This window comes from Pseudomonas cistanchae, assembly GCF_054483635.1.
Map to the genome: position 1 here is coordinate 551,770 of NZ_JBTLWN010000002.1, position 18,083 is coordinate 569,852.

An 18,083-nucleotide genomic window follows, 5' to 3' on the forward strand; every position below is an offset into this window, starting at 1 on the left:
GCGGCTCTGTGCAATTGACCATTCTGGCGCTGGCAGTTCCTTTTCTTTCTGCCTGCGGCGGGCCGCAGTCGGCGCTGGACCCGGCCGGGCCCATGGCGCGCGAGGTGGCCCTGCTGTGGTGGGTGATGTGCGGGTTCGCCACCCTGGTGCTGGTGGTGGTCAGCGCGCTGTGGATCTATGCGATGCGCCGCACGCCGCGCGATACCACGCCCGAGCAGGCTGCGCGCATCAATCGGCGCTGGATAATCGGCGGCGGGATCATCCTGCCGACCGTGAGCATCGTGTTGTTGCTGATCTTCGGCATTCCCATCGGCCATCGCATGCTGCCGCTGCCATTGATCGGCGAGCAGCCGTTGCGCATCGAAATCATCGGCCACCAGTGGTGGTGGGAAGTGCGCTACCCGGACAGCGGCGTGGTCACCGCCAACCAGCTGCACATCCCCGCGGGTCGGCCGGTGGACCTGCGCGTCAGCAGCGCCGACGTGATCCACTCGTTCTGGGTGCCGCGCCTGGGCGGCAAGATCGACATGATCCCCGGCCGCCACAACGAAATTCGCCTGCAGGCCGACGAGCCCGGCATGCACCGCGGCCAGTGTTCGGAATTCTGCGGCACCCAGCACAGCCACATGATCCTGCATGTGGAGGCCCACGCCGAAGCGGATTTCGCCGCCTGGCTCGCTGCCCGCCAGGCTCCGCAGATCGAGGCATTGGCGGGGCCCGCCGGTACCACGTTCGTCGAACGCTGCGGCGCCTGCCATCGGGTTGCTGGCATTAGCGAAGGCCAGCGCGCCCCGGACCTTACCGACCTTGGTTCGCGGCCGACCCTGGGCAGCGGCGTGCTGGTCAACGACCGCGGCGCGATCCTCAAGTGGCTGCGCAACCACCAGAAACTCAAGCCTGGCAACGCCATGCCGCTGCATGACGACATCGACCCCGAGCACCTGGACGCCATCGCTAGCTGGCTGGAGACCCTCGCCCCGTGAGCAACCGACACACACCCGCAACCGATCCGGATCAGTTGCATGACGATTTCAACGCGGTGTGGGGCAACCCGCGCGGCTGGCGTGCGCTGACGATCGTCAACCACACCACCATCGGCTTGCGCTTCATGGTCACCGGGGCGGTGTTCTTCCTGCTCGGCGGGCTGCTGGCCATGCTGATCCGCACCCAGCTGGCGCTGCCGAGCCACGAGTTCATGGAGCCGGACGTCTACAACCAGGTCTTCACCATGCACGGCACGGTGATGATGTTCCTGTTCGCGGTACCGATGATGGAAGGCCTGGCGGTCTACCTGATTCCCAAGATGATCGGCGCCCGCGATCTGGTATTCCCGCGGCTGTCCGCCCTCGGCTATTACTGCTACCTGTTCGGCGGCATCATTCTGGTGTCGAGCCTGTTCCTCGATATCGCGCCCAAGGCTGGCTGGTTCATGTACACGCCGCTGTCCAGCGCCGTGCACACGCCGGGACCGAACTCCGACTTCTGGCTGCTCGGCATCACCTTCGTCGAGATCTCCGCGGTCAGCGCCGGGGTCGAGCTGGTGGTGTCGATCCTGCGCACCCGCGCCAGCGGCATGGCGCTGCACAAGATGCCGATCTACGCCTGGTACATCCTGGTGATGGCGATGATGATCGTGGTCGGCTTTCCGCCGCTGATCCTCGGCTCGATCCTGCTGGAGCTCGAACGCGCTGCGGGCATGCCGTTCTTCGACATCACCCGCGGCGGCGACCCGATCCTTTGGCAGCACCTGTTCTGGCTGTTCGGCCATCCCGAGGTGTACATCATCTTCCTGCCCGCGGCAGGCATCGTCTCGACCCTGCTGCCGGTGTTCGCCCAGCGTCCCTTGGTGGGCTACCGCTGGGTGGTGCTCGGCGTGCTGACCACCGGCTTCATCAGCTTCGGCCTGTGGGTCCATCACATGTTCACGGTCGGCATTCCGCAGCTGGCCCAGGCATTCTTTTCCGCCGCGAGCATGCTGGTGGCGATTCCTACCGGGGTGCAGGTGTTCGCCTGGCTGGCGACGCTGTGGCTGGGCAAGCCGGTGTACCACGTGCCGATGCTGTGGCTGGTGGGCTTTCTGATCGTGTTCGTCTGCGGCGGGTTGACTGGGGTGATGCTGGCCCTCGTGCCCTTCGACTGGCAGGTGCACGACACCCACTTCGTGGTCGCCCATATGCACTACGTGCTGGTCGGCGGGATGTTCTTCCCGATGATGGCGGGCATCTATTACTGGCTGCCGCACTTCTCCGGACGAATGCCCTCGGTGCGTCTGGGCAAGTGGGGGTTCTGGCTGGTGTTCATCGGTTTCAACATCACCTTCCTGATCATGCACTGGACCGGCCTGATCGGCATGCCGCGGCGCATCTACACCTACCAGACGGGCCTCGGCTGGGACATGCCCAACCTGATTTCGTCGGTGGGCAGCTTCATCATGGCCATCGGTATCGCCACCATCCTGCTGGATATCCTCCTGCACTTCCGCTTCGGCCAGCCGGCCAAGACCAACCCGTGGAACGCCGATACCCTGGAGTGGGCCACCTGCCTGCCGCCGAGCGCATACAACTTCGTCAGCCTGCCGGCGATCCACACGCGCCATCCGTTATGGGAGGACCCGGACCTGCCCAACAGCATCGCCCGCGGCGAGCATGCGCTGACGGTGATCGATCATGGCCGCCGGGAAACCTGGGGCACCGACCCGCTGACCGGCAAGGTCCGCGAGATCATTCACCTGCCCGGCAACAGCTGGCTGCCGCTGATCGCCTCCCTGTGCATCGCCGTGGTGTGCATCAGCCTGCTGACCAAGACCTACTGGCTGGCAGCGATTGCCACGGTCGCCTCGATCCTGGTGCTGCTGCGCTGGAGTTGGGAGAACGGCGCGCACGCCAACGCAGCGCCTGACGCGCGCACCCAGCCCCATGAACCGCCGCTGCATTCGCGCACGTTCGACGGCCCCGGCCTGTGGGGCATGGGCGTGACCTTGCTGGCGAACGGGGCGCTCTATCTGGCACTGCTGTTTGGCTGGTTCTACCTGTGGACGGTCGCACCGAATTGGCAGGTGCCGGAGCACCCGGTGTTCAACCACTGGTTGCTGCTCGCCAGCGCGGTGCTGCTGAGCATCGCCACCCTGTGGCAGCGGCGGGCGGTGCAACGCCTGCGCCGCAGCGACGACCGCAGCCTGGGCGGCCACATGGCAATAGTGGCCGCCATTGGCGCGGTATTGTCCGGCCTGCTGCTGTGGGCGTTGCTCGACAGCGAGCTGAACCCGCGCGCCACCGCGCACGACGCGGTGATCGGCGTGCTGCTGGTCTATAACCTGGTGCATTGCACCCTGGCCACAGTGCTCAGCGCATTGCAGAGCTGGCGCGTCAGTTATGGCTACGTCAGTGCCAAGTCGCCGTATGAGCCGCTGGTGGTAGGCCAGCTCTGGTACTACAACCTCGGCGTACTCTGGAGCAGCTATTTTGCCCTGGTGCTGTTCCCGCCGACCTGGGGAGGCAGCTGATGAAAGCGCTGCTGTCGCCTTACCATCCGGTTCATATCGCACTTGGCCTGGTGCTCTGGAGCCTCTGGTTCGTCGCTATTTACGGTGGCTTGTCCGTCGCCTGCTCGCTGGCGCCGCCAGAACCGCAACATGGCGCCTGGACCTGGATCAACGGCCTGCTCGTGCTTTTCTCGCTGCTGACCCTGCTGGTACTGGGGGCACTGGCCTGGTGGTGTTGGCGTGCCGGGCAGCTGTTGACGTTGCGCCCGCGCGAGCGCTTCGTTGCCCTGCTCAGCGCCGGCACCCATGCGGTGGCGGCAGTGGCGACCTTGTTCATCACCCTGCCCGTCCTGGCCCTGCCGCCGTGCGTGTGATCGCCACGCTGGCGCTCCTGTCAGTCGCCCCCGCGGCTTCGGCCCATGGCCTGTTGGGTGGTCATTTTGAAGAGCGCGTACCGCTCATCCTTAGCGCCATTCTGATCGCTGCCGCCTGGCTGCTGTACATCGCAGGCGCCCGCAAGGTCCGCCCCCATGGGCGAGAAGCGCTCTGGCTGCATACGGCGATGGCGATAGCGGTACTGGCGGTATTCGGCCCCTTCGACGAATGGGCCGAAACCAGCACCAGCTGGCACATGCTCCAGCACATGCTGTTCATGGTGGTGATCGCGCCGCTCTGGGCGTTGGCGCGACCGCTGCCGCAATGGCGCGCCGCCTGCGGGCCGGCACTGCAACCGCTGTGGCGCGGCATATTGCGCAGCGGTCGGCACCCGGTGCCCCTGGCGCTGCTGCATGGCGCGCTGATCTGGATCTGGCACACGCCGAGTCTCTACCTGCTCGCACTGGAAAACGTCTGGTGGCATGTGGTCGAGCATGCCTGCTTTCTGCTCAGCGCCTGGTTGTTCTGGTGGGCCTGCCTGCGCGCCACCCCGCCCCAGGTGCCGCACGCGCTGATGGCGATGCTGCTGACACTGATGCACACCGGCCTGCTCGGTGCGTTGCTGACCTTCGGCAACCGATCGTTCTACGGCGCATCGCGGGAGTTGGCGGACCAGCAACTGGCCGGCCTGTTGATGTGGGTACCGGGCGGGCTGGTGTACCTGGCGGGCGCGGGCTGGATCACCTGGCGTTGGCTGAAACGCATCTGGCGCCGCCAAGGTGTTGCGCCACAACTGCACGAGGATGGCTGACGCTGAGCTTTACGGTTCGCCGATGACTTGCTGCACCAGCGCATCGAGGGAGCCATCGGCCTCCATCGCTTTCAGCGTCTCGTCGAACTGGCGCAGCAGCGCCTGCTGCTTGGCCTTCTTGGCGAACACCAGGTAAGTCGGGTTGATGCTCAGCGGCCGCGACAGCGCGACGGTATCGTTCAGCCGCAATTGCTTGATCAGCTTCTGCCCCGCCAGCTCGATCGCGATCACCGCATCCAGCCGGCCGGAGGCAAGCATCTTGAAGTTCGCCTCATCCGAGCTGTTTTCCAGCGCCTCGATCCGGCCATCGCTGATCGCCTGGTCGAGCGCCTCGGTGTAGCTCCAGCCGCGGATCACGCCGACCTTCTTGCCGTACAGATCGGCGATATCGTTGAACACGAATACCTTGTCGTCGGGCACGTAGACGAGCAGTTTCTCGTCGAACAGCGGCCGCGAATAATCGAATATCTCCAGGCGCTGGGCATTCTTGTAGATGCCGCCGATTCCTACCTTACCGTTCTCGCCACTTCTCAGGGCACGCTTCCAGGGCATGGTGCGAATCACCACATCGATTTCGGCGCGTTTGAACACGGCGTCTAGCAGCACCGGATAGAGCCCATGGGGACGGCCGTCCTTGCGGTACATGAAAGGCGGGTTGGCGTTGTCGACGGCAATCACCGGCTCGGCCAGAACCGCCAGCGGCGCACAGCCCAGTGCTAACACAAGCAAGAAACGCAGAATAGTCATAGCGGCTCGGACCCACGCATATCGACCGGGTGACTCAAGCATAGCCCCACAAAAGACCCGTGAGTGCCCTTACGACAAGCGCAAATGGGTGAGTCCCGTTCCGACCTGCAAAGCGCAAAACGCGAAGGGCCGGACATGATCGCAATCACGTCCGGCCGGGGGTACAGCGTAGAAAACTGCCGCGTAGGAACGAAAGTTGTTAGCGATGGCAAATAAGCCTATCCGCGCTCGACCGGTGCCGAGGTCAGTTCGAAGGGGCTGTTGCTGCGGCGCTGGTTGCGGTCTTCCCGCGGCGTGGCGCCGAAGAAGTTGCGGTAGGCGCTGGAGAAGTGCGGGCCGGAGGAAAATCCGCAGGAGAGGCCGATCTGGATGATCGATTTGCTGGTCTGCATCAATAGCTGGCGAGCCTTGTTCAAGCGCAGTTCGAGGTAGTACTGGCTCGGCACGCGGTTGAGGTATTGCTTGAAGATGCGTTCCAGCTGGCGGCGGGATACGCACACGTGCTGGGCGATTTCGTCGGTGGTCAGCGGCTCTTCAATGTTCGCTTCCATGAGCAGCACGGCCTGGGTCAATTTCGGATGGCTCGAACCCAGGCGGTTCTGCAGCGGGATGCGCTGACGCTCGCCGCCTTCGCGAATGCGCTCGACCACCAACTCCTCGGACACCGCACCGGCGAGTTCGGCGCCGTGGTCGCGGGCGAGCAGTGCCAGCAACAGGTCCATGACCGCCATGCCGCCACAGGCGGTCAGGCGATCACGGTCCCAGTCGAACAAGTGACTGGTGGCGATGACTTTGGGGAAGCGCTCGGTGAAGTCGTCCTGCCAGCGCCAGTGCACCGAAGCGCGGTAGCCGTCGAGCAGGCCCAGTTGCGCCAGCGGATAGACGCCGGCAGAAATGCCGCCAAACACGCAGCCGGCACGCACCAAATGCTTGAGTGCGCTGGCCAGTGCGGCCGGAACCATCGCCGGCGGCTCGTCGGCGATCAGAAACAGCTTTTGATAGCCCTCAAGCTTGCCCACCCAGGACTCCCCCGGCAGACGCCAGCTACCTTCGACCGGCGCTTCCGCCTGGAGGAAGGTGACCTCGTAAACCACCTCGGGATGCACGCGTTGAGCGACGACCAGGGCTTCCTCTGCCAGTGCAACGGTCAGGGGTTTGCTGTTGGGCCAAAGCAGGAAGCCGATTCGGTGGGCATTCATGTGGGGGAGTCTAGGCTCTGTCGAGGATGGGCAGGCTGCTTATTTAAGGCTACCAGAGAGGAACTGTTGCAGCCGCTCGGATTGCGGATTGACCAGCACCTCCTTGGGGCAGCCACGCTCTTCCACCACACCCTTGTGGAGGAACACCAACTGGTTGGACACCTCGCGGGCAAAGCCCATTTCATGGGTGACCACGACCATGGTGCGGCCTTCCTGGGCCAGGTCCTGCATGACCTTCAAGACTTCGCCGACCAGCTCCGGGTCGAGCGCCGAGGTCGGTTCGTCGAACAGCATCACCTCAGGCTCCATGGCCAGGGCACGGGCAATCGCCACGCGCTGCTGCTCGCCGCCACTCATGTGCGCGGGATAGGCGTCTTTACGGTGAGCCACGCCAACCTTGTTCAGGTAGTACTCGGCTTTTTCCAGGGCTTCCTTCTTGCTCATGCCGAGCACCTGCACCGGCGCCTCGATGACGTTTTCCAGGGCGCTCATGTGCGACCACAGGTTGAAATGCTGGAACACCATGGCTAGTCGCGAGCGCATGCGCTGCAGCTGTTTCGGATCGGCCGCCTTAAGCGCGCCGTCCTTGTTCGCTACCAGTTTCAGCTCTTCGTCGTTGAGCAGAATCTTGCCGGCGTGGGGCTGCTCCAGCAGATTGATGCAACGCAGAAAGGTACTTTTGCCCGAACCGCTGGAGCCGATGATGCTGATTACATCGCCCGCCTTGGCCGCCAGGGATACACCCTTGAGCACCTCGTGGCTGCCATAGCGCTTGTGCAGATCCCGAACTTCAAGTTTGTACATGGATTTCACTCTCTGATTCAGTCGCTCAGCAGGCGACCCTGGCGAATGGGGGTGGGGCCGGCGATCTTGGCCAACCAGCGATCAGGCAAGGCAAAGCGCATGCGCTCAATGGCGAACAGCACACCGGAGGTGCCGGCACAGACAACGCTGTGGCGGTCGTCCAGGGGATCATGTACTTCGAACACCGGTGTGCCGACCTCGACCCAGGCGCCCACCGGCTGCAGGAAGCTGACCACGCCACTGTAGGGCGCATAGAGCAGCTCGGTACCGGCGAACGGCACGCCTTCACAGCACTCGGCCGGCGCGGGGGGCCAATCACCGGCGATCAGGCCCTGCTCGGCGAGGTAGGCAAGAATCGCCTCGGCATAGCTGCGCGCCTGGTTCGGCGCGGTATTGTCCATGCCGCCGAGTTCCACCGTGGTGGCCAGGCAAACGGGGTCGATGGTGGCTTCCGGGAAACGCTCGGCAAGGCGCAGCCATGGCGACGAGCAGGCTTCATCGAAGGACGAACCGCCGGATTCTTCGGCCAACAACACCGTGCCGGCGCCGAGCCGCGCGGCCAGCGAACGCAATTGCGGCCACTGCTGCGGCACACCGTACAGGTGCACCACCGCCTCGAAGTCACAGTGCAGGTCGAGCACCACATCGGCGTCGAACGCGTGACTCAGCAGCAGGCGCTGCAGGGCTTGCAGCTCGGAGGCAGGCGGTGCGAGGGAATTCAGCGCTTCCTGCATGGCGGCGCGGATCAGGCGCACGTTGCTCGGGCCGTCGCCCCCCAGGCAGCCATCCAGCGCCGGCGCGATGGCCTCGGCCAGGTCGAAGAAACCGCGGTTGAAATTCTTGCCGCTGCCGATCTCGAAGCGCCCCTGGTGACACCCTTGTACCAATTGGCCAAGGCCGATGGGGTTGGCCACCGGCACCAGCTCCACCACACCGGTCAGGCGCCCCTGCTCTTCCAGTTCGCGCAGGCGGCGCTTGAGCTCCACGGCCACGCGCATGCCCGGCAGCTCATCGGCATGCATCGAGGCCTGGATATAGGCCTTGCAGGGGCCGCTGCCGAAACGGAACACGCTCAGTTGGCGCGCGGTGCCGGGAGTGCCCCAGGGCAATGGATGATCGATTCTCTGCATGCCGGTCTCCTCAAGCCTTGCGCGGGGCCAGGTAGGCCAGCCAGCGGCGCTCGGCCACTTTGAACAGACGCACCAGAATAAAGGTCAGCACCAGGTAGAACAGCCCCGCGGTGATGAACGCTTCAAACGGTAGATAGTGCTGCGAGCTGACAGTGCGCGCCGCTCCGGTAATGTCGATCAGGGTAACGATCGAGGCCAGGCTGGTGGTGTGCAACATCATGATCACCTCGTTGCTGTACTGCGGCAACGCACGGCGCAACGCCGATGGCAGCAGGATCCGGCGGTACAGCTTGGCGCGCGACATGCCCATCGCCTTGGCCGCTTCTATCTCGCCATGGGGCGTGGACTTCAGGCTGCCAGCGAGGATTTCCGCGCTGTAGGCGCTGGTGTTGATGGCAAATGCCAGGCAGGCGCAGAAGGTCGCATCCGACAGGTATGGCCAGAGCGCGCTGTCGCGCACCGCTTCGAACTGGGCCAGCCCGTAATAGATGAGAAACAGCTGCACCAGCATCGGCGTGCCGCGAATCACGTAGGTATACAGCCACGCCGGAAAGTTGACCAAGGGCGACTTGGAAACCCGCATCAGGCCGAGGGGAATCGCCAGCGCCAGGCCGAATGCCAGGGAAATCAGCAGGACCTTCAGGGTCACCAGCACGCCACCGAAGTAGAGCGGCAGGTTTTCCCAGATCACGTTGTAGTCAAAGATCATCGCAACGCTCCCTTATAGATCGGCGGCTTTGGTGCCGACCGAGTAGCGTTTTTCGAGAAAGCGCAGGGCCAGCAGCGACACGCTGGTCAGCACCAGGTAAAGCGCCGCGACAGCCAGGTAGAAGGTGAACGGCTCGCGGGTCGCATCCGCAGCGCTTTTCGCCTTGAACATCATGTCCTGCAGGCCCACCACCGAAATCAACGCGGTCGCCTTGGTCAGCACCAGCCAGTTGTTGGTGAAGCCCGGTATGGCGAAGCGGATCATCTGCGGGACCAGAATGCGGAAGAACACCTTGATGCCGCTCATGCCATAGGCGGCACCCGCCTCGCTCTGCCCTTTCGGAATGGCCATGAACGCACCACGGAAAGTCTCCGACAGGTAGGCGCCGAAGATGAAGCCCATGGTGAAAACACCGGCAATAAACGGATTAATATCGATGTATTCGTCATAACCGAGCATCGGTGCGACGCGATTAACCAGATCCTGACCGCCATAAAAAATCAGCAGAATCAGGACCAGATCGGGGATACCACGAATTACGGTGGCGTAGGTTTCGCCCAGAATGGCCAGCCACTTGATCGGCGACAGGCGAAACGCCGCACCGAGCAGGCCCAGGACAACCGCCACGGCCATCGAGGTCAGCGCCAGAATCAGGGTAAGCCAGGCACCTTCGAGAATGGTCGAGCCGTAGCCGTTCAACATGCTCTGGTTACCTCATAAGGGCGTCGGCAAACGACGGGAAGTACGACAGGGAAATACAAGCGGGAACGTACAGCGAAAGTGGCGCAGACCTTAGGCCGGAATGACGCCACTTTCGGTAAAGCAATGACGCGTCGTGCGATTACTCGCCGTAGACGTTGAAGTCGAAATACTTGTCCTGCACTTCCTTGTACTTGCCGTTGGCACGGATCGCGGCGATGGCCTTGTTGATCTTCTCGGCCAAGGCTTTGTCGCCCTTGCGCACGGCGATACCGGCGCCCATGCCGATGTATTTCTCGTCGCTGAAGTCCGGGCCGACCAGGGCGAAGCCTTTGCCGGCGTCGGTCTTGATGAAGCCATCGTCGATGTTGACGACGTCAGCAAAGGTGGCATCCAGACGACCGGAGGTCAGGTCGAGAAAAGCTTCGTTCTGCGAGCTGTAACGGACGATTTCGATACCGGCCGGGGCGAAGATGTCGGTTGCATAACGATCGTAGGTAGAAGCGCGCTGTACGCCGACTTTCTTGCCCTTGAGGTCGACCAGCGGGTCGTTCATCACAGTGCCGGCCTTCATCGCCAGCTTGCCTGGGGTCTGGTAGTACTTGTTGGAGAAGTCGACCGACTTCAGGCGGTCTTCGGTGATCGACATCGACGACAGAATCGCGTCGACCTTGCGTACTTTCAGCGCGGGGATCAGGCCATCGAATTCCTGCTCGACCCACTTGCACTCGACCTTCATCTCCTCACACAGGGCGATGCCGATGTCATAGTCGAACCCGCTGATTTGGCCGTCCGGGGTCTTGAACGCGAACGGTGGGTAGGCGGCTTCAATACCGATACGCAGAGGCTTGGCATCGTCAGCCATGGCCAGCGGCGATAGCATGGACAGCGCCAGTGCGCCGAGAAGTGCAATCTTCTTCATCTTGTGACTCCTTCGAATGGGAATGGCATCGGTTGGCAACGAATCGGTGAGCGTGCATCCAGCTGTTTATGATTGTAGAAAAGGTGGCCGGGTTTACTGCATTTACAGGTGCAGGCGGCTTTGGCTGGGTGTGCGGCATTCTAGCGACAGGTCGAAAGTCGATATTTCTTCAATGCGACAAGTAATTACACAAGACCTAGACGAGCACAGGGAGGCGATTGACAGGCTCAGGAAAACCTGAAAGAAGAGGCATGAAAGGCCAACCCAGGATTAAAGCAATAAGCGCGCCGCCTTCACTAGACCCAGCATTTACGGGCTTTGGCGCTGGTTCGTCTGCCACTCTCGTCTCAATGTTTGCACCAAATCGACCCAGCGCGTTTCCGCGCGCCCCAAACCGTGCCACGAACGTTACCTGCCGTCACGCCGTGCTCGGCCTGCAGGTGATGGGATCAGTAAGCTGAAACGACAACGCCCCGCGTCGGTTTGACCGAAACGGGGCGTCGTTACTTTCAGCCTAAGCGAGCGGTCAGGCTGCCTGCATGCTGCGATGCGTATCGACCAGGTGCTGAACCACGCCAGGGTCTGCCAGGGTGGAGATGTCGCCGAGCGCATCGTACTCGGCGGTGGCGATCTTGCGCAGGATGCGGCGCATGATCTTTCCCGAGCGGGTTTTCGGCAAACCGGGCGCCCACTGGATAACATCCGGCGAGGCAATCGGGCCAATTTCCTTGCGCACCCAGTTCTTCAATTCCTGACGCAACTGCTCGGACGGCTCTTCACCGCCATTCAAGGTGACGTACACGTAAATGCCCTGCCCCTTGATGTCGTGCGGTACGCCGACCACCGCGGCCTCCGCGACTTTCGGGTGGGCGACCATCGCGCTCTCGATCTCGGCGGTGCCCATGCGATGCCCCGAGACGTTCAATACGTCGTCCACCCGGCCGGTGATCCAGTAGTAGCCGTCCTCGTCGCGGCGCGCACCGTCGCCGGTGAAGTACATGCCCTTGAAAGTCTTGAAGTAAGTGTCGACGAAGCGGTCGTGATCGCCATACAGAGTCCGCGCCTGGCCTGGCCAGGAATCGATGATCACCAGATTGCCTTCGGCCGCACCTTCAACCAGGTTGCCGAGGTTATCCACCAGCGCGGGCTGCACGCCGAAGAACGGTCGGGTCGCCGAACCGGGCTTGAGCGCGGTGGCACCTGGCAGCGGGCTGATCAGGATGCCGCCGGTCTCGGTCTGCCACCAGGTGTCGACGATCGGGCAACGTTCCTGGCCGACGGTCTTGTAATACCAGTTCCAGGCTTCCGGGTTGATCGGCTCGCCGACCGAACCGAGCAGACGCAGGCTGCTGCCATCGGCGCCCTGCACCGCCGCATCGCCCTGAGCCATCATGGCGCGGATCGCAGTGGGCGCGGTGTAGAGGATATTGACCTTGTGCTTGTCGATGATCTTCGACACGCGGGTGATGTCCGGGTAGTTCGGCACGCCCTCGAACAGCAGCGTTGTTGCGCCGTTCGCCAGCGGGCCATAGACGATGTAGCTGTGACCGGTGACCCAGCCGACGTCGGCGGTGCACCAGTAGATGTCACCCGGCTTGTAGTCGAACACCCGCTCATGGGTCAGCGCAGCGTACACCAGGTAGCCGCCGGTGGTGTGCTGCACGCCCTTCGGCTTGCCGGTGGAACCGGAGGTGTACAAGATGAACAGTGCTTCCTCGGCGCCCATTTCCTTGGGTGCGCAATGGCTGGACGCCACGGCCATCAGGTCTTCGTACCAGATGTCGCGGTGCGGGTGCCATTTGATCTCGGAGCCGGTGCGTTTGCAGACGATGATCTTCTGCACGCAGTGGGTCGCCGGGTTGGTCAACGCCTCGTCGACGTTGGCTTTCAGCGGCGTCTTCTTGCCGGCACGCAGACCCTCGTCCGCGGTGATCACCACCTTCGAGCAGCAGTCGATGATCCGCCCCGCCAGCGCCTCCGGCGAGAAGCCGCCAAACACCACCGAGTGGATCGCGCCGATCCGCGTGCAGGCGAGCATCGCCACCACGGCTTCGGGAATCATCGGCATGTAGATGGTCACCACGTCGCCACGGTGCACGTCCTGACCACGCAGGGCGTTAGCAAACTTGCAGACCTGCTCGTGCAGTTCACGGTAGGTGATGGTGCGGTGCTCGGACGGATCGTCGCCTTCCCAGATGATCGCGATCTGGTCACCGCGCTCTTCGAGGTGGCGGTCCAGGCAGTTGTAGGAGACGTTAAGGGTGCCGTCGGCGAACCACTTGATGTCGACGTGGTGGTCGTCGAAGGAGGTCTGCTTGACCTTGGTGAATGGCCTGATCCAGTCGATGCGCTGGGCCTGCTCGCGCCAGAAGCCGTCGGGGTTGATCACCGACTGCTGGTACATGGCTTTATAGGTGGTTTCGTCGGTCAGCGACGTGGCCGCCACCTCCGGACGCACGGGATACAGGGACGCAGCACTCATCGGTAATACCTCTGTGGGTAGTTATAGTTCTATGGTCCATTTTGTAGCCAGCGTCGCCCGCCGAGGCCATTCGACCATCGTATTACCGCGCTACGACAATGGTCTGGTGGCGCCCGCCAGCACGACCCCGACCATCTGCAGAAGCCTATTGCAGCACTGCGAACCAAGGCTAATTGGTAAACCGCGGGCGAAAAAAAGGCGGCCTATCAAGGGCCGCCTAACCAGTCAGGGAATGGAGAAACGCTTGCACCCAAATCACGCAGGATTCGGACGAACCCAGTGTCCGCCGTCCGTGCAAGTGTTCACCATTGCACCAAGGTCGTAGACGCCCTACTCCTTGCCCACGCCATGCTGGCGCAGTTTGTTGGCGATGGTGGTGTGCGAAACGCCAAGGCGCTTGCCCAGCTGCCGGCTACTCGGGTGGTCGTGGTACAGGCGCTCGAGCACAGCCTTTTCGAAGCGGCCAAGGATGGCGTCCAGCCCGCCTTCCACCGAGAACTCACCCAAAGGTTGTGGCGCGCCGTAATCCGGCAGGCGGATATGATCGAGCTTGACGGTGCCGCCCTCGCACAGCGAGACCGCCTGAAACAGCACGTTTTCCAGCTGACGGACGTTGCCCGGCCAGTGGTAATGGGCGAGTTTGTCCAGCACCGCGGGCACCAGCTTGGGCAGCGGGCAGCCGATCTGCCGGCTGGCCTGATCGAGAAAATGCTCGACCAGCGGTTCCAGACCATCGAGGCATTCACGCAGCGGCGGAATATGCAGGCTGAGCACGTTGAGGCGATGGTAGAGGTCCTGACGAAACTCGCCTTTTGCGCACAGTTCGGACAGGTCGACCTGGGTCGCGCAGATCACCCGCACATCCAGGTACACCTCCTCGTCACTGCCCACGCGGCGAAAGCAGCCGTCCTGCAAGAAGCGCAACAGCTTGGCCTGCAGACGCGGGCTCATCTCGCCGACGCCGTCGAGAAACAGCGTGCCGCCGGCGGTGAGTTCAAGTAGGCCGAGCTTACCTTCCGGGCGCGCACCTTCGAAGGCGCCGGGGCCGTAGCCGAACAGCTCGGTTTCGGCCATGGATTCCGGCAAGCCTGCGCAATTGAGCGCCATGAATGGCGACTGCCCACGCGGGCTGGCCAGGTGGCAGGCACGGGCGAGCAGTTCCTTGCCGGTTCCGGTCTCGCCTTCGATCAACAGCGGCGCATCCAGCGGCGCCATGCGTCGGGCTTCACGGACCACCGCCGCCATGACTTTCGAACTCTGGAAGATGCTGTCGAAGCCGCGCAGTTCCTGCTTGCGCACGTTGTAAATGCGCTCGCCAACGCGGTCGGCGCGATGCAATGTGAGCACCGCACCGGCCAGGGCGTCGCTTTCGTCGTGCTCGGTCTGCAGCGGCGCGATGTCGGCGAGAAACACATCGCCCTTCACCTTCACCCGCAGGCCGTTGATCCGCGACTTGTTGGCGCGCACCAGCTCCGGCAGGTCGAAATCCTCGGCGTAACGCGACAGCGGAATGCCCGGCACCTCGTCTACCCGCACGCCGAGCAGCTGGGCGGCGGCGCGGTTGGCCGCGACGATGGAGCCGCCCATGTCGATCGACAGCACCGGAAACTCCAGCGCCCCGAGCAGCGCGTTCAGCTCCAGGTGGCGGCGCTCGCTGGGCATCAGGCCGACACGCTTGACGCCGAACACGCCGGCGATCGCCTCGAACTTCGGTCGCAGCGATTGGAACTGCAGGTTGATCAGGTTCGGGCAGTGCAGGTAGATGGCATTGCCCTGCTCGCCGCCGACCTCGCCACGGGCGACGTTGATGCCGTAATCGACCAGCAGGTTGAGGATGTCGCGCAGGATGCCGATCCGGTTCTGGCAGTGGACTTTGATACGCATGGCGGGGCTCTGATCAGGCGTTTTTCTGGGCTACGTCGGGTAGAAATCGACCAACGCAGCGGAATTTTCGTCAAGAATATGTGACAGCTTGACGAATCAGCAAGGCGATTCTTGCCAGCGCCGCCAGCCGCGTAACCATTTCTTTACGAAACCGCAGCGGTGCGCGGTATTGCCTTCATCTGCAGCTGCTGCTCCGCCATCAGGATTGGGTTATCTCTACTGCATCTGAATCTCTCATCACTACAACAATAACCGGCCCGCAGGAGGCGCGATGAAGAACACCCAGTACGTGGCGCGCGAACCCGATGAACACGGCGTTATCCACTACAGCGACGCCGAGCACCAGGTATGGAACACCCTGATCACCCGCCAGCTCAAGGTGATCGAAGGCCGCGCCTGCCAGGAATACCTGGACGGCATCGAGCAGCTCGGCCTGCCCCACGACCGCATTCCGCAACTGAGCGAAGTGAACACGGTGCTGCAAGCGGCCACCGGCTGGCAGGTGGCGCGGGTGCCGGCGCTGATCCCGTTCCAGACCTTCTTTGAGCTGCTGGCCAGCCAACGCTTCCCGGTGGCGACCTTTATCCGCACGCCCGAAGAACTGGACTACCTGCAGGAGCCCGACATTTTCCACGAGATCTTCGGCCACTGCCCGCTGCTGACCAACCCCTGGTTTGCCGAATTCACCCACACCTACGGCAAGCTCGGGCTCAAGGCGACCAAGGAAGAGCGTGTGTACCTGGCGCGGCTGTACTGGATGACCATCGAGTTCGGCCTGGTCGATACCCCGCAAGGCCGCAGAATCTACGGTGGCGGCATTCTCTCCTCGCCGAAGGAAACCGTTTACAGCCTGTCCGGCGAGCCGGAGCACCAGGCCTTCGCACCCATGGAAGCGATGCGCACGCCCTACCGCATCGACATCCTGCAGCCGTTGTATTTTGTCCTTCCCGAACTCAAGCGCCTGTTCGACCTGGCCCACGAAGACATCATGGGCATGGTGCACCAGGCGATGCAGCTCGGCCTGCATGCGCCGAAGTTTCCGCCGAAAGCGGCCTGACCGTTGTAGGTTGCGGTTGAACCTGTAGGGCGGAATGCCGCAGGTTTGTCCACCGTGGCGTATACCGATGGTGGACAAGCTGCGCATGTCCACCCTACAAAACAGCACGCGCACAATTTCCGCCGAGAGCGGCCTGACCTGTAAAGCCCATATACTCTGGAGCCCCGATATGACCACCCTCGCCCAAGCCCAATGCGAAGCCTGCCGCGCCGATGCGCCGAAAGTCTCGGACGATGAACTGGCTGAACTGATCCGCGAAATCCCGGACTGGAATATCGAAACCCGCGACGATCACATGGAGCTGGAGAAAGTCTTCGTGTTTCGCACCTTTCGTCACGCCCTGGCATTTACCAATGCGGTCGGCGCCATTGCCGAGGAAGTCGGCCATCATCCGGCACTGCTCACCGAATGGGGCAAGGTCACCGTCACCTGGTGGAGCCATGAAATGCGCGGGCTGCACCGCAACGACTTCATCATGGCCGCCCGTACCGACGAGGTGGCGAAAACCGCCGAGGGCCGCAAGTGAGCCACTTCGCCTCGATAGCGGGCGTGCCGGGCGACCCGATACTGGGCCTGATGGATGCGTACCGCGCCGATCCCAACCCGGCCAAGCTCGACCTCGGAGTGGGCGTGTACAAGGATGCCCAGGGCCTGACACCGATACCCTGGGCGGTCAAGCTGGCCGAGCAGCGGCTGGTCGAAGACGAAACCAGCAAGAGCTACATTGGTGGTCATGGTGACGCGCTGTTTTGCAGCCATCTCAGCCAACTGGTGCTCGGCGCAGACAACCCGCTGCTGCACCAGCAACGCGCCGCGGCCAGCCAGACGCCCGGCGGCACGGGCGCGCTGCGTCTGGCTGCGGAGTTCGTTGCGCACTGCCTGCCCGGCCGCGGCATCTGGTTGAGCGACCCGACCTGGCCGATCCATGAAAGCATCTTTGCCGCAGCGGGCCTGCGCGTCGGCCATTATCCCTATGTCGGCGCGGATAACCGGCTGGATGTCGAGGCGATGATCGCCGCATTGCAGCAAATACCGCTGGGCGATGTGGTGCTGCTGCACGCCTGTTGCCACAACCCCACCGGGTTCGACCTCGCCCCGCGGGACTGGAAGCGCGTGCTGGAAGTGGTCAAGGCGCGCGAGCTGTTGCCGCTGATCGACTTCGCCTACCAGGGCTTTGGCGACGGGCTGGAGCAGGACGCCTGGGCCGTGCGCCTGTTCGCCGCCGAGCTGCCGGAACTGTTGATCACCAGCTCCTGCTCGAAGAACTTCGGCCTGTACCGCGAACGCACCGGCGCCCTGCTGGCATGCGCCGCCAACTCGCAGAAACTCGCGGATGTGCGCAGCCAACTCGCGGCCCTCGCCCGCAACCTGTGGTCCACCCCGCCGGCCCATGGCGCCGCAGTGGTTGCAACCATTCTCGCCGACGCCGAGTTGAGGCTGCGCTGGAGCCATGAACTGGACACCATGCGCCAGCGCATCGCCAGCCTGCGCACTGGACTGGTCGAGGCGCTCCGCCCTTACGACCTGGCGGAGCGCTTCGCCCACATTGGCGTGCAACGCGGAATGTTTTCCTACACCGGCCTCTCGCCCCAGCAGGTCCAGCGTCTGCGTGACGAGTTCAGCGTCTACATGGTCGGTTCCGGTCGCGCCAATATCGCCGGCGTTGATGCCGAACGGCTCGACGACTTGGCCCTGGCCTTCGCGCAGCTCTGCACCCGCCGCTAGGCGACGCGCAGCCACTCCATTCATCGCCCGGTCGGCACGCTGCACGCCGACCCGGTCG

The 18,083-nt window shown here is 63.2% G+C and carries 16 protein-coding genes; 7 read left to right on the forward strand and 9 right to left on the reverse strand.

Annotation, left to right across the window (positions count from 1 at the left end; genetic code table 11):
- Positions 1-92: 92 nt before the first annotated feature.
- From coxB to ACX0MV_RS09450, 4 genes are read left to right on the forward strand one after another with little or no spacing between them, the layout of a single operon-like run.
- A complete protein-coding gene (coxB, locus tag ACX0MV_RS09435; protein WP_458982350.1) occupies positions 93-983 on the forward strand; it encodes a cytochrome c oxidase subunit II in 891 nt (296 codons plus the stop codon).
- The gene (gene ctaD / locus ACX0MV_RS09440; RefSeq protein WP_458982236.1) at positions 980-3,502 is read left to right on the forward strand and encodes a cytochrome c oxidase subunit I; all 2,523 of its coding nucleotides are present in this window, start codon (positions 980-982) and stop codon (positions 3,500-3,502) included. The genes coxB and ctaD overlap by 4 nt, the downstream gene beginning before the upstream one ends.
- Positions 3,502-3,855, forward strand: coding sequence for a hypothetical protein (locus ACX0MV_RS09445; protein WP_458982237.1), 354 nt, complete (start codon positions 3,502-3,504; stop codon positions 3,853-3,855). The genes ctaD and ACX0MV_RS09445 overlap by 1 nt, the downstream gene beginning before the upstream one ends.
- On the forward strand, positions 3,855-4,667 hold the full coding sequence (locus ACX0MV_RS09450; protein ID WP_458982351.1) for a cytochrome c oxidase assembly protein: 813 nt from the start codon (positions 3,855-3,857) through the stop codon (positions 4,665-4,667). Before ACX0MV_RS09445 ends, ACX0MV_RS09450 begins: the two co-directional genes overlap by 1 nt.
- Before the next feature lie 9 nt (positions 4,668-4,676).
- On the opposite strand, the gene ACX0MV_RS09455 is transcribed toward ACX0MV_RS09450, so the two are convergent.
- From ACX0MV_RS09455 to ACX0MV_RS09495, 9 genes are all read right to left on the reverse strand, one after another.
- Positions 4,677-5,414: a substrate-binding periplasmic protein gene (locus ACX0MV_RS09455; protein ID WP_458982238.1), complete on the reverse strand. Its 738-nt coding sequence runs from the start codon at positions 5,412-5,414 to the stop codon at positions 4,677-4,679.
- Between the two features lie 218 nt (positions 5,415-5,632).
- Entirely contained in the window at positions 5,633-6,613 is a 981-nt protein-coding gene (gene argR, locus ACX0MV_RS09460; protein ID WP_458982239.1) for a transcriptional regulator ArgR, read from the reverse strand.
- Between the two features lie 39 nt (positions 6,614-6,652).
- On the reverse strand, positions 6,653-7,417 hold the full coding sequence (locus tag ACX0MV_RS09465) for an ABC transporter ATP-binding protein (RefSeq protein WP_458982240.1): 765 nt from the start codon (positions 7,415-7,417) through the stop codon (positions 6,653-6,655).
- 17 nt (positions 7,418-7,434) lie between these two features.
- A complete protein-coding gene (locus tag ACX0MV_RS09470; protein WP_458982241.1) occupies positions 7,435-8,547 on the reverse strand; it encodes a succinylglutamate desuccinylase/aspartoacylase family protein in 1,113 nt (370 codons plus the stop codon).
- Between the two features lie 10 nt (positions 8,548-8,557).
- Entirely contained in the window at positions 8,558-9,256 is a 699-nt protein-coding gene (locus tag ACX0MV_RS09475; protein ID WP_458982242.1) for an ABC transporter permease, read from the reverse strand.
- A 12-nt stretch (positions 9,257-9,268) separates the two neighbouring features.
- The gene (locus ACX0MV_RS09480; RefSeq protein WP_458982243.1) at positions 9,269-9,958 is read right to left on the reverse strand and encodes an ABC transporter permease; all 690 of its coding nucleotides are present in this window, start codon (positions 9,956-9,958) and stop codon (positions 9,269-9,271) included.
- A 139-nt stretch (positions 9,959-10,097) separates the two neighbouring features.
- Positions 10,098-10,877 (reverse strand): ABC transporter substrate-binding protein, encoded by a 780-nt coding sequence (locus ACX0MV_RS09485; protein WP_458982244.1) that lies wholly within the window; start codon positions 10,875-10,877, stop codon positions 10,098-10,100.
- A gap of 526 nt (positions 10,878-11,403) precedes the next feature.
- The gene (gene acs, locus ACX0MV_RS09490) at positions 11,404-13,359 is read right to left on the reverse strand and encodes an acetate--CoA ligase (protein WP_458982245.1); all 1,956 of its coding nucleotides are present in this window, start codon (positions 13,357-13,359) and stop codon (positions 11,404-11,406) included.
- 330 nt (positions 13,360-13,689) lie between these two features.
- Positions 13,690-15,243 (reverse strand): sigma-54-dependent transcriptional regulator, encoded by a 1,554-nt coding sequence (locus ACX0MV_RS09495; protein WP_458982246.1) that lies wholly within the window; start codon positions 15,241-15,243, stop codon positions 13,690-13,692.
- A gap of 271 nt (positions 15,244-15,514) precedes the next feature.
- Here ACX0MV_RS09495 and phhA point away from each other — a divergent pair, with 271 nt between their 5' ends.
- The 3 genes from phhA (at position 15,515) to ACX0MV_RS09510 (ending at position 18,025) form a co-directional block, all read left to right on the forward strand.
- Positions 15,515-16,300, forward strand: a complete 786-nt coding sequence (phhA, locus tag ACX0MV_RS09500) for a phenylalanine 4-monooxygenase (RefSeq protein WP_458982247.1) — start codon at positions 15,515-15,517, stop codon at positions 16,298-16,300.
- 169 nt (positions 16,301-16,469) lie between these two features.
- Complete coding sequence (locus ACX0MV_RS09505) at positions 16,470-16,826, forward strand: 4a-hydroxytetrahydrobiopterin dehydratase (RefSeq protein ID WP_458982248.1); 357 nt, start codon at positions 16,470-16,472, stop codon at positions 16,824-16,826.
- Positions 16,823-18,025 (forward strand): amino acid aminotransferase, encoded by a 1,203-nt coding sequence (locus tag ACX0MV_RS09510; RefSeq protein WP_458982249.1) that lies wholly within the window; start codon positions 16,823-16,825, stop codon positions 18,023-18,025. Before ACX0MV_RS09505 ends, ACX0MV_RS09510 begins: the two co-directional genes overlap by 4 nt.
- Positions 18,026-18,083 lie beyond the last annotated feature (58 nt).

Coding starts and splice junctions, on each gene's coding strand:
- coxB (WP_458982350.1), top strand. CDS start 93: ATGGCGCGCGAGGTGGCCCTGCTGTGGTGGGTGATGTGCGGGTTCGCC.
- ACX0MV_RS09445 (WP_458982237.1), top strand. CDS start 3,502: ATGAAAGCGCTGCTGTCGCCTTACCATCCGGTTCATATCGCACTTGGC.
- ACX0MV_RS09455 (WP_458982238.1), bottom strand. CDS start 5,414: ATGACTATTCTGCGTTTCTTGCTTGTGTTAGCACTGGGCTGTGCGCCG.
- argR (WP_458982239.1), bottom strand. CDS start 6,613: ATGAATGCCCACCGAATCGGCTTCCTGCTTTGGCCCAACAGCAAACCC.
- ACX0MV_RS09465 (WP_458982240.1), bottom strand. CDS start 7,417: ATGTACAAACTTGAAGTTCGGGATCTGCACAAGCGCTATGGCAGCCAC.
- ACX0MV_RS09470 (WP_458982241.1), bottom strand. CDS start 8,547: ATGCAGAGAATCGATCATCCATTGCCCTGGGGCACTCCCGGCACCGCG.
- ACX0MV_RS09475 (WP_458982242.1), bottom strand. CDS start 9,256: ATGATCTTTGACTACAACGTGATCTGGGAAAACCTGCCGCTCTACTTC.
- ACX0MV_RS09480 (WP_458982243.1), bottom strand. CDS start 9,958: ATGTTGAACGGCTACGGCTCGACCATTCTCGAAGGTGCCTGGCTTACC.
- ACX0MV_RS09485 (WP_458982244.1), bottom strand. CDS start 10,877: ATGAAGAAGATTGCACTTCTCGGCGCACTGGCGCTGTCCATGCTATCG.
- acs (WP_458982245.1), bottom strand. CDS start 13,359: ATGAGTGCTGCGTCCCTGTATCCCGTGCGTCCGGAGGTGGCGGCCACG.
- ACX0MV_RS09495 (WP_458982246.1), bottom strand. CDS start 15,243: ATGCGTATCAAAGTCCACTGCCAGAACCGGATCGGCATCCTGCGCGAC.
- phhA (WP_458982247.1), top strand. CDS start 15,515: ATGAAGAACACCCAGTACGTGGCGCGCGAACCCGATGAACACGGCGTT.
- ACX0MV_RS09505 (WP_458982248.1), top strand. CDS start 16,470: ATGACCACCCTCGCCCAAGCCCAATGCGAAGCCTGCCGCGCCGATGCG.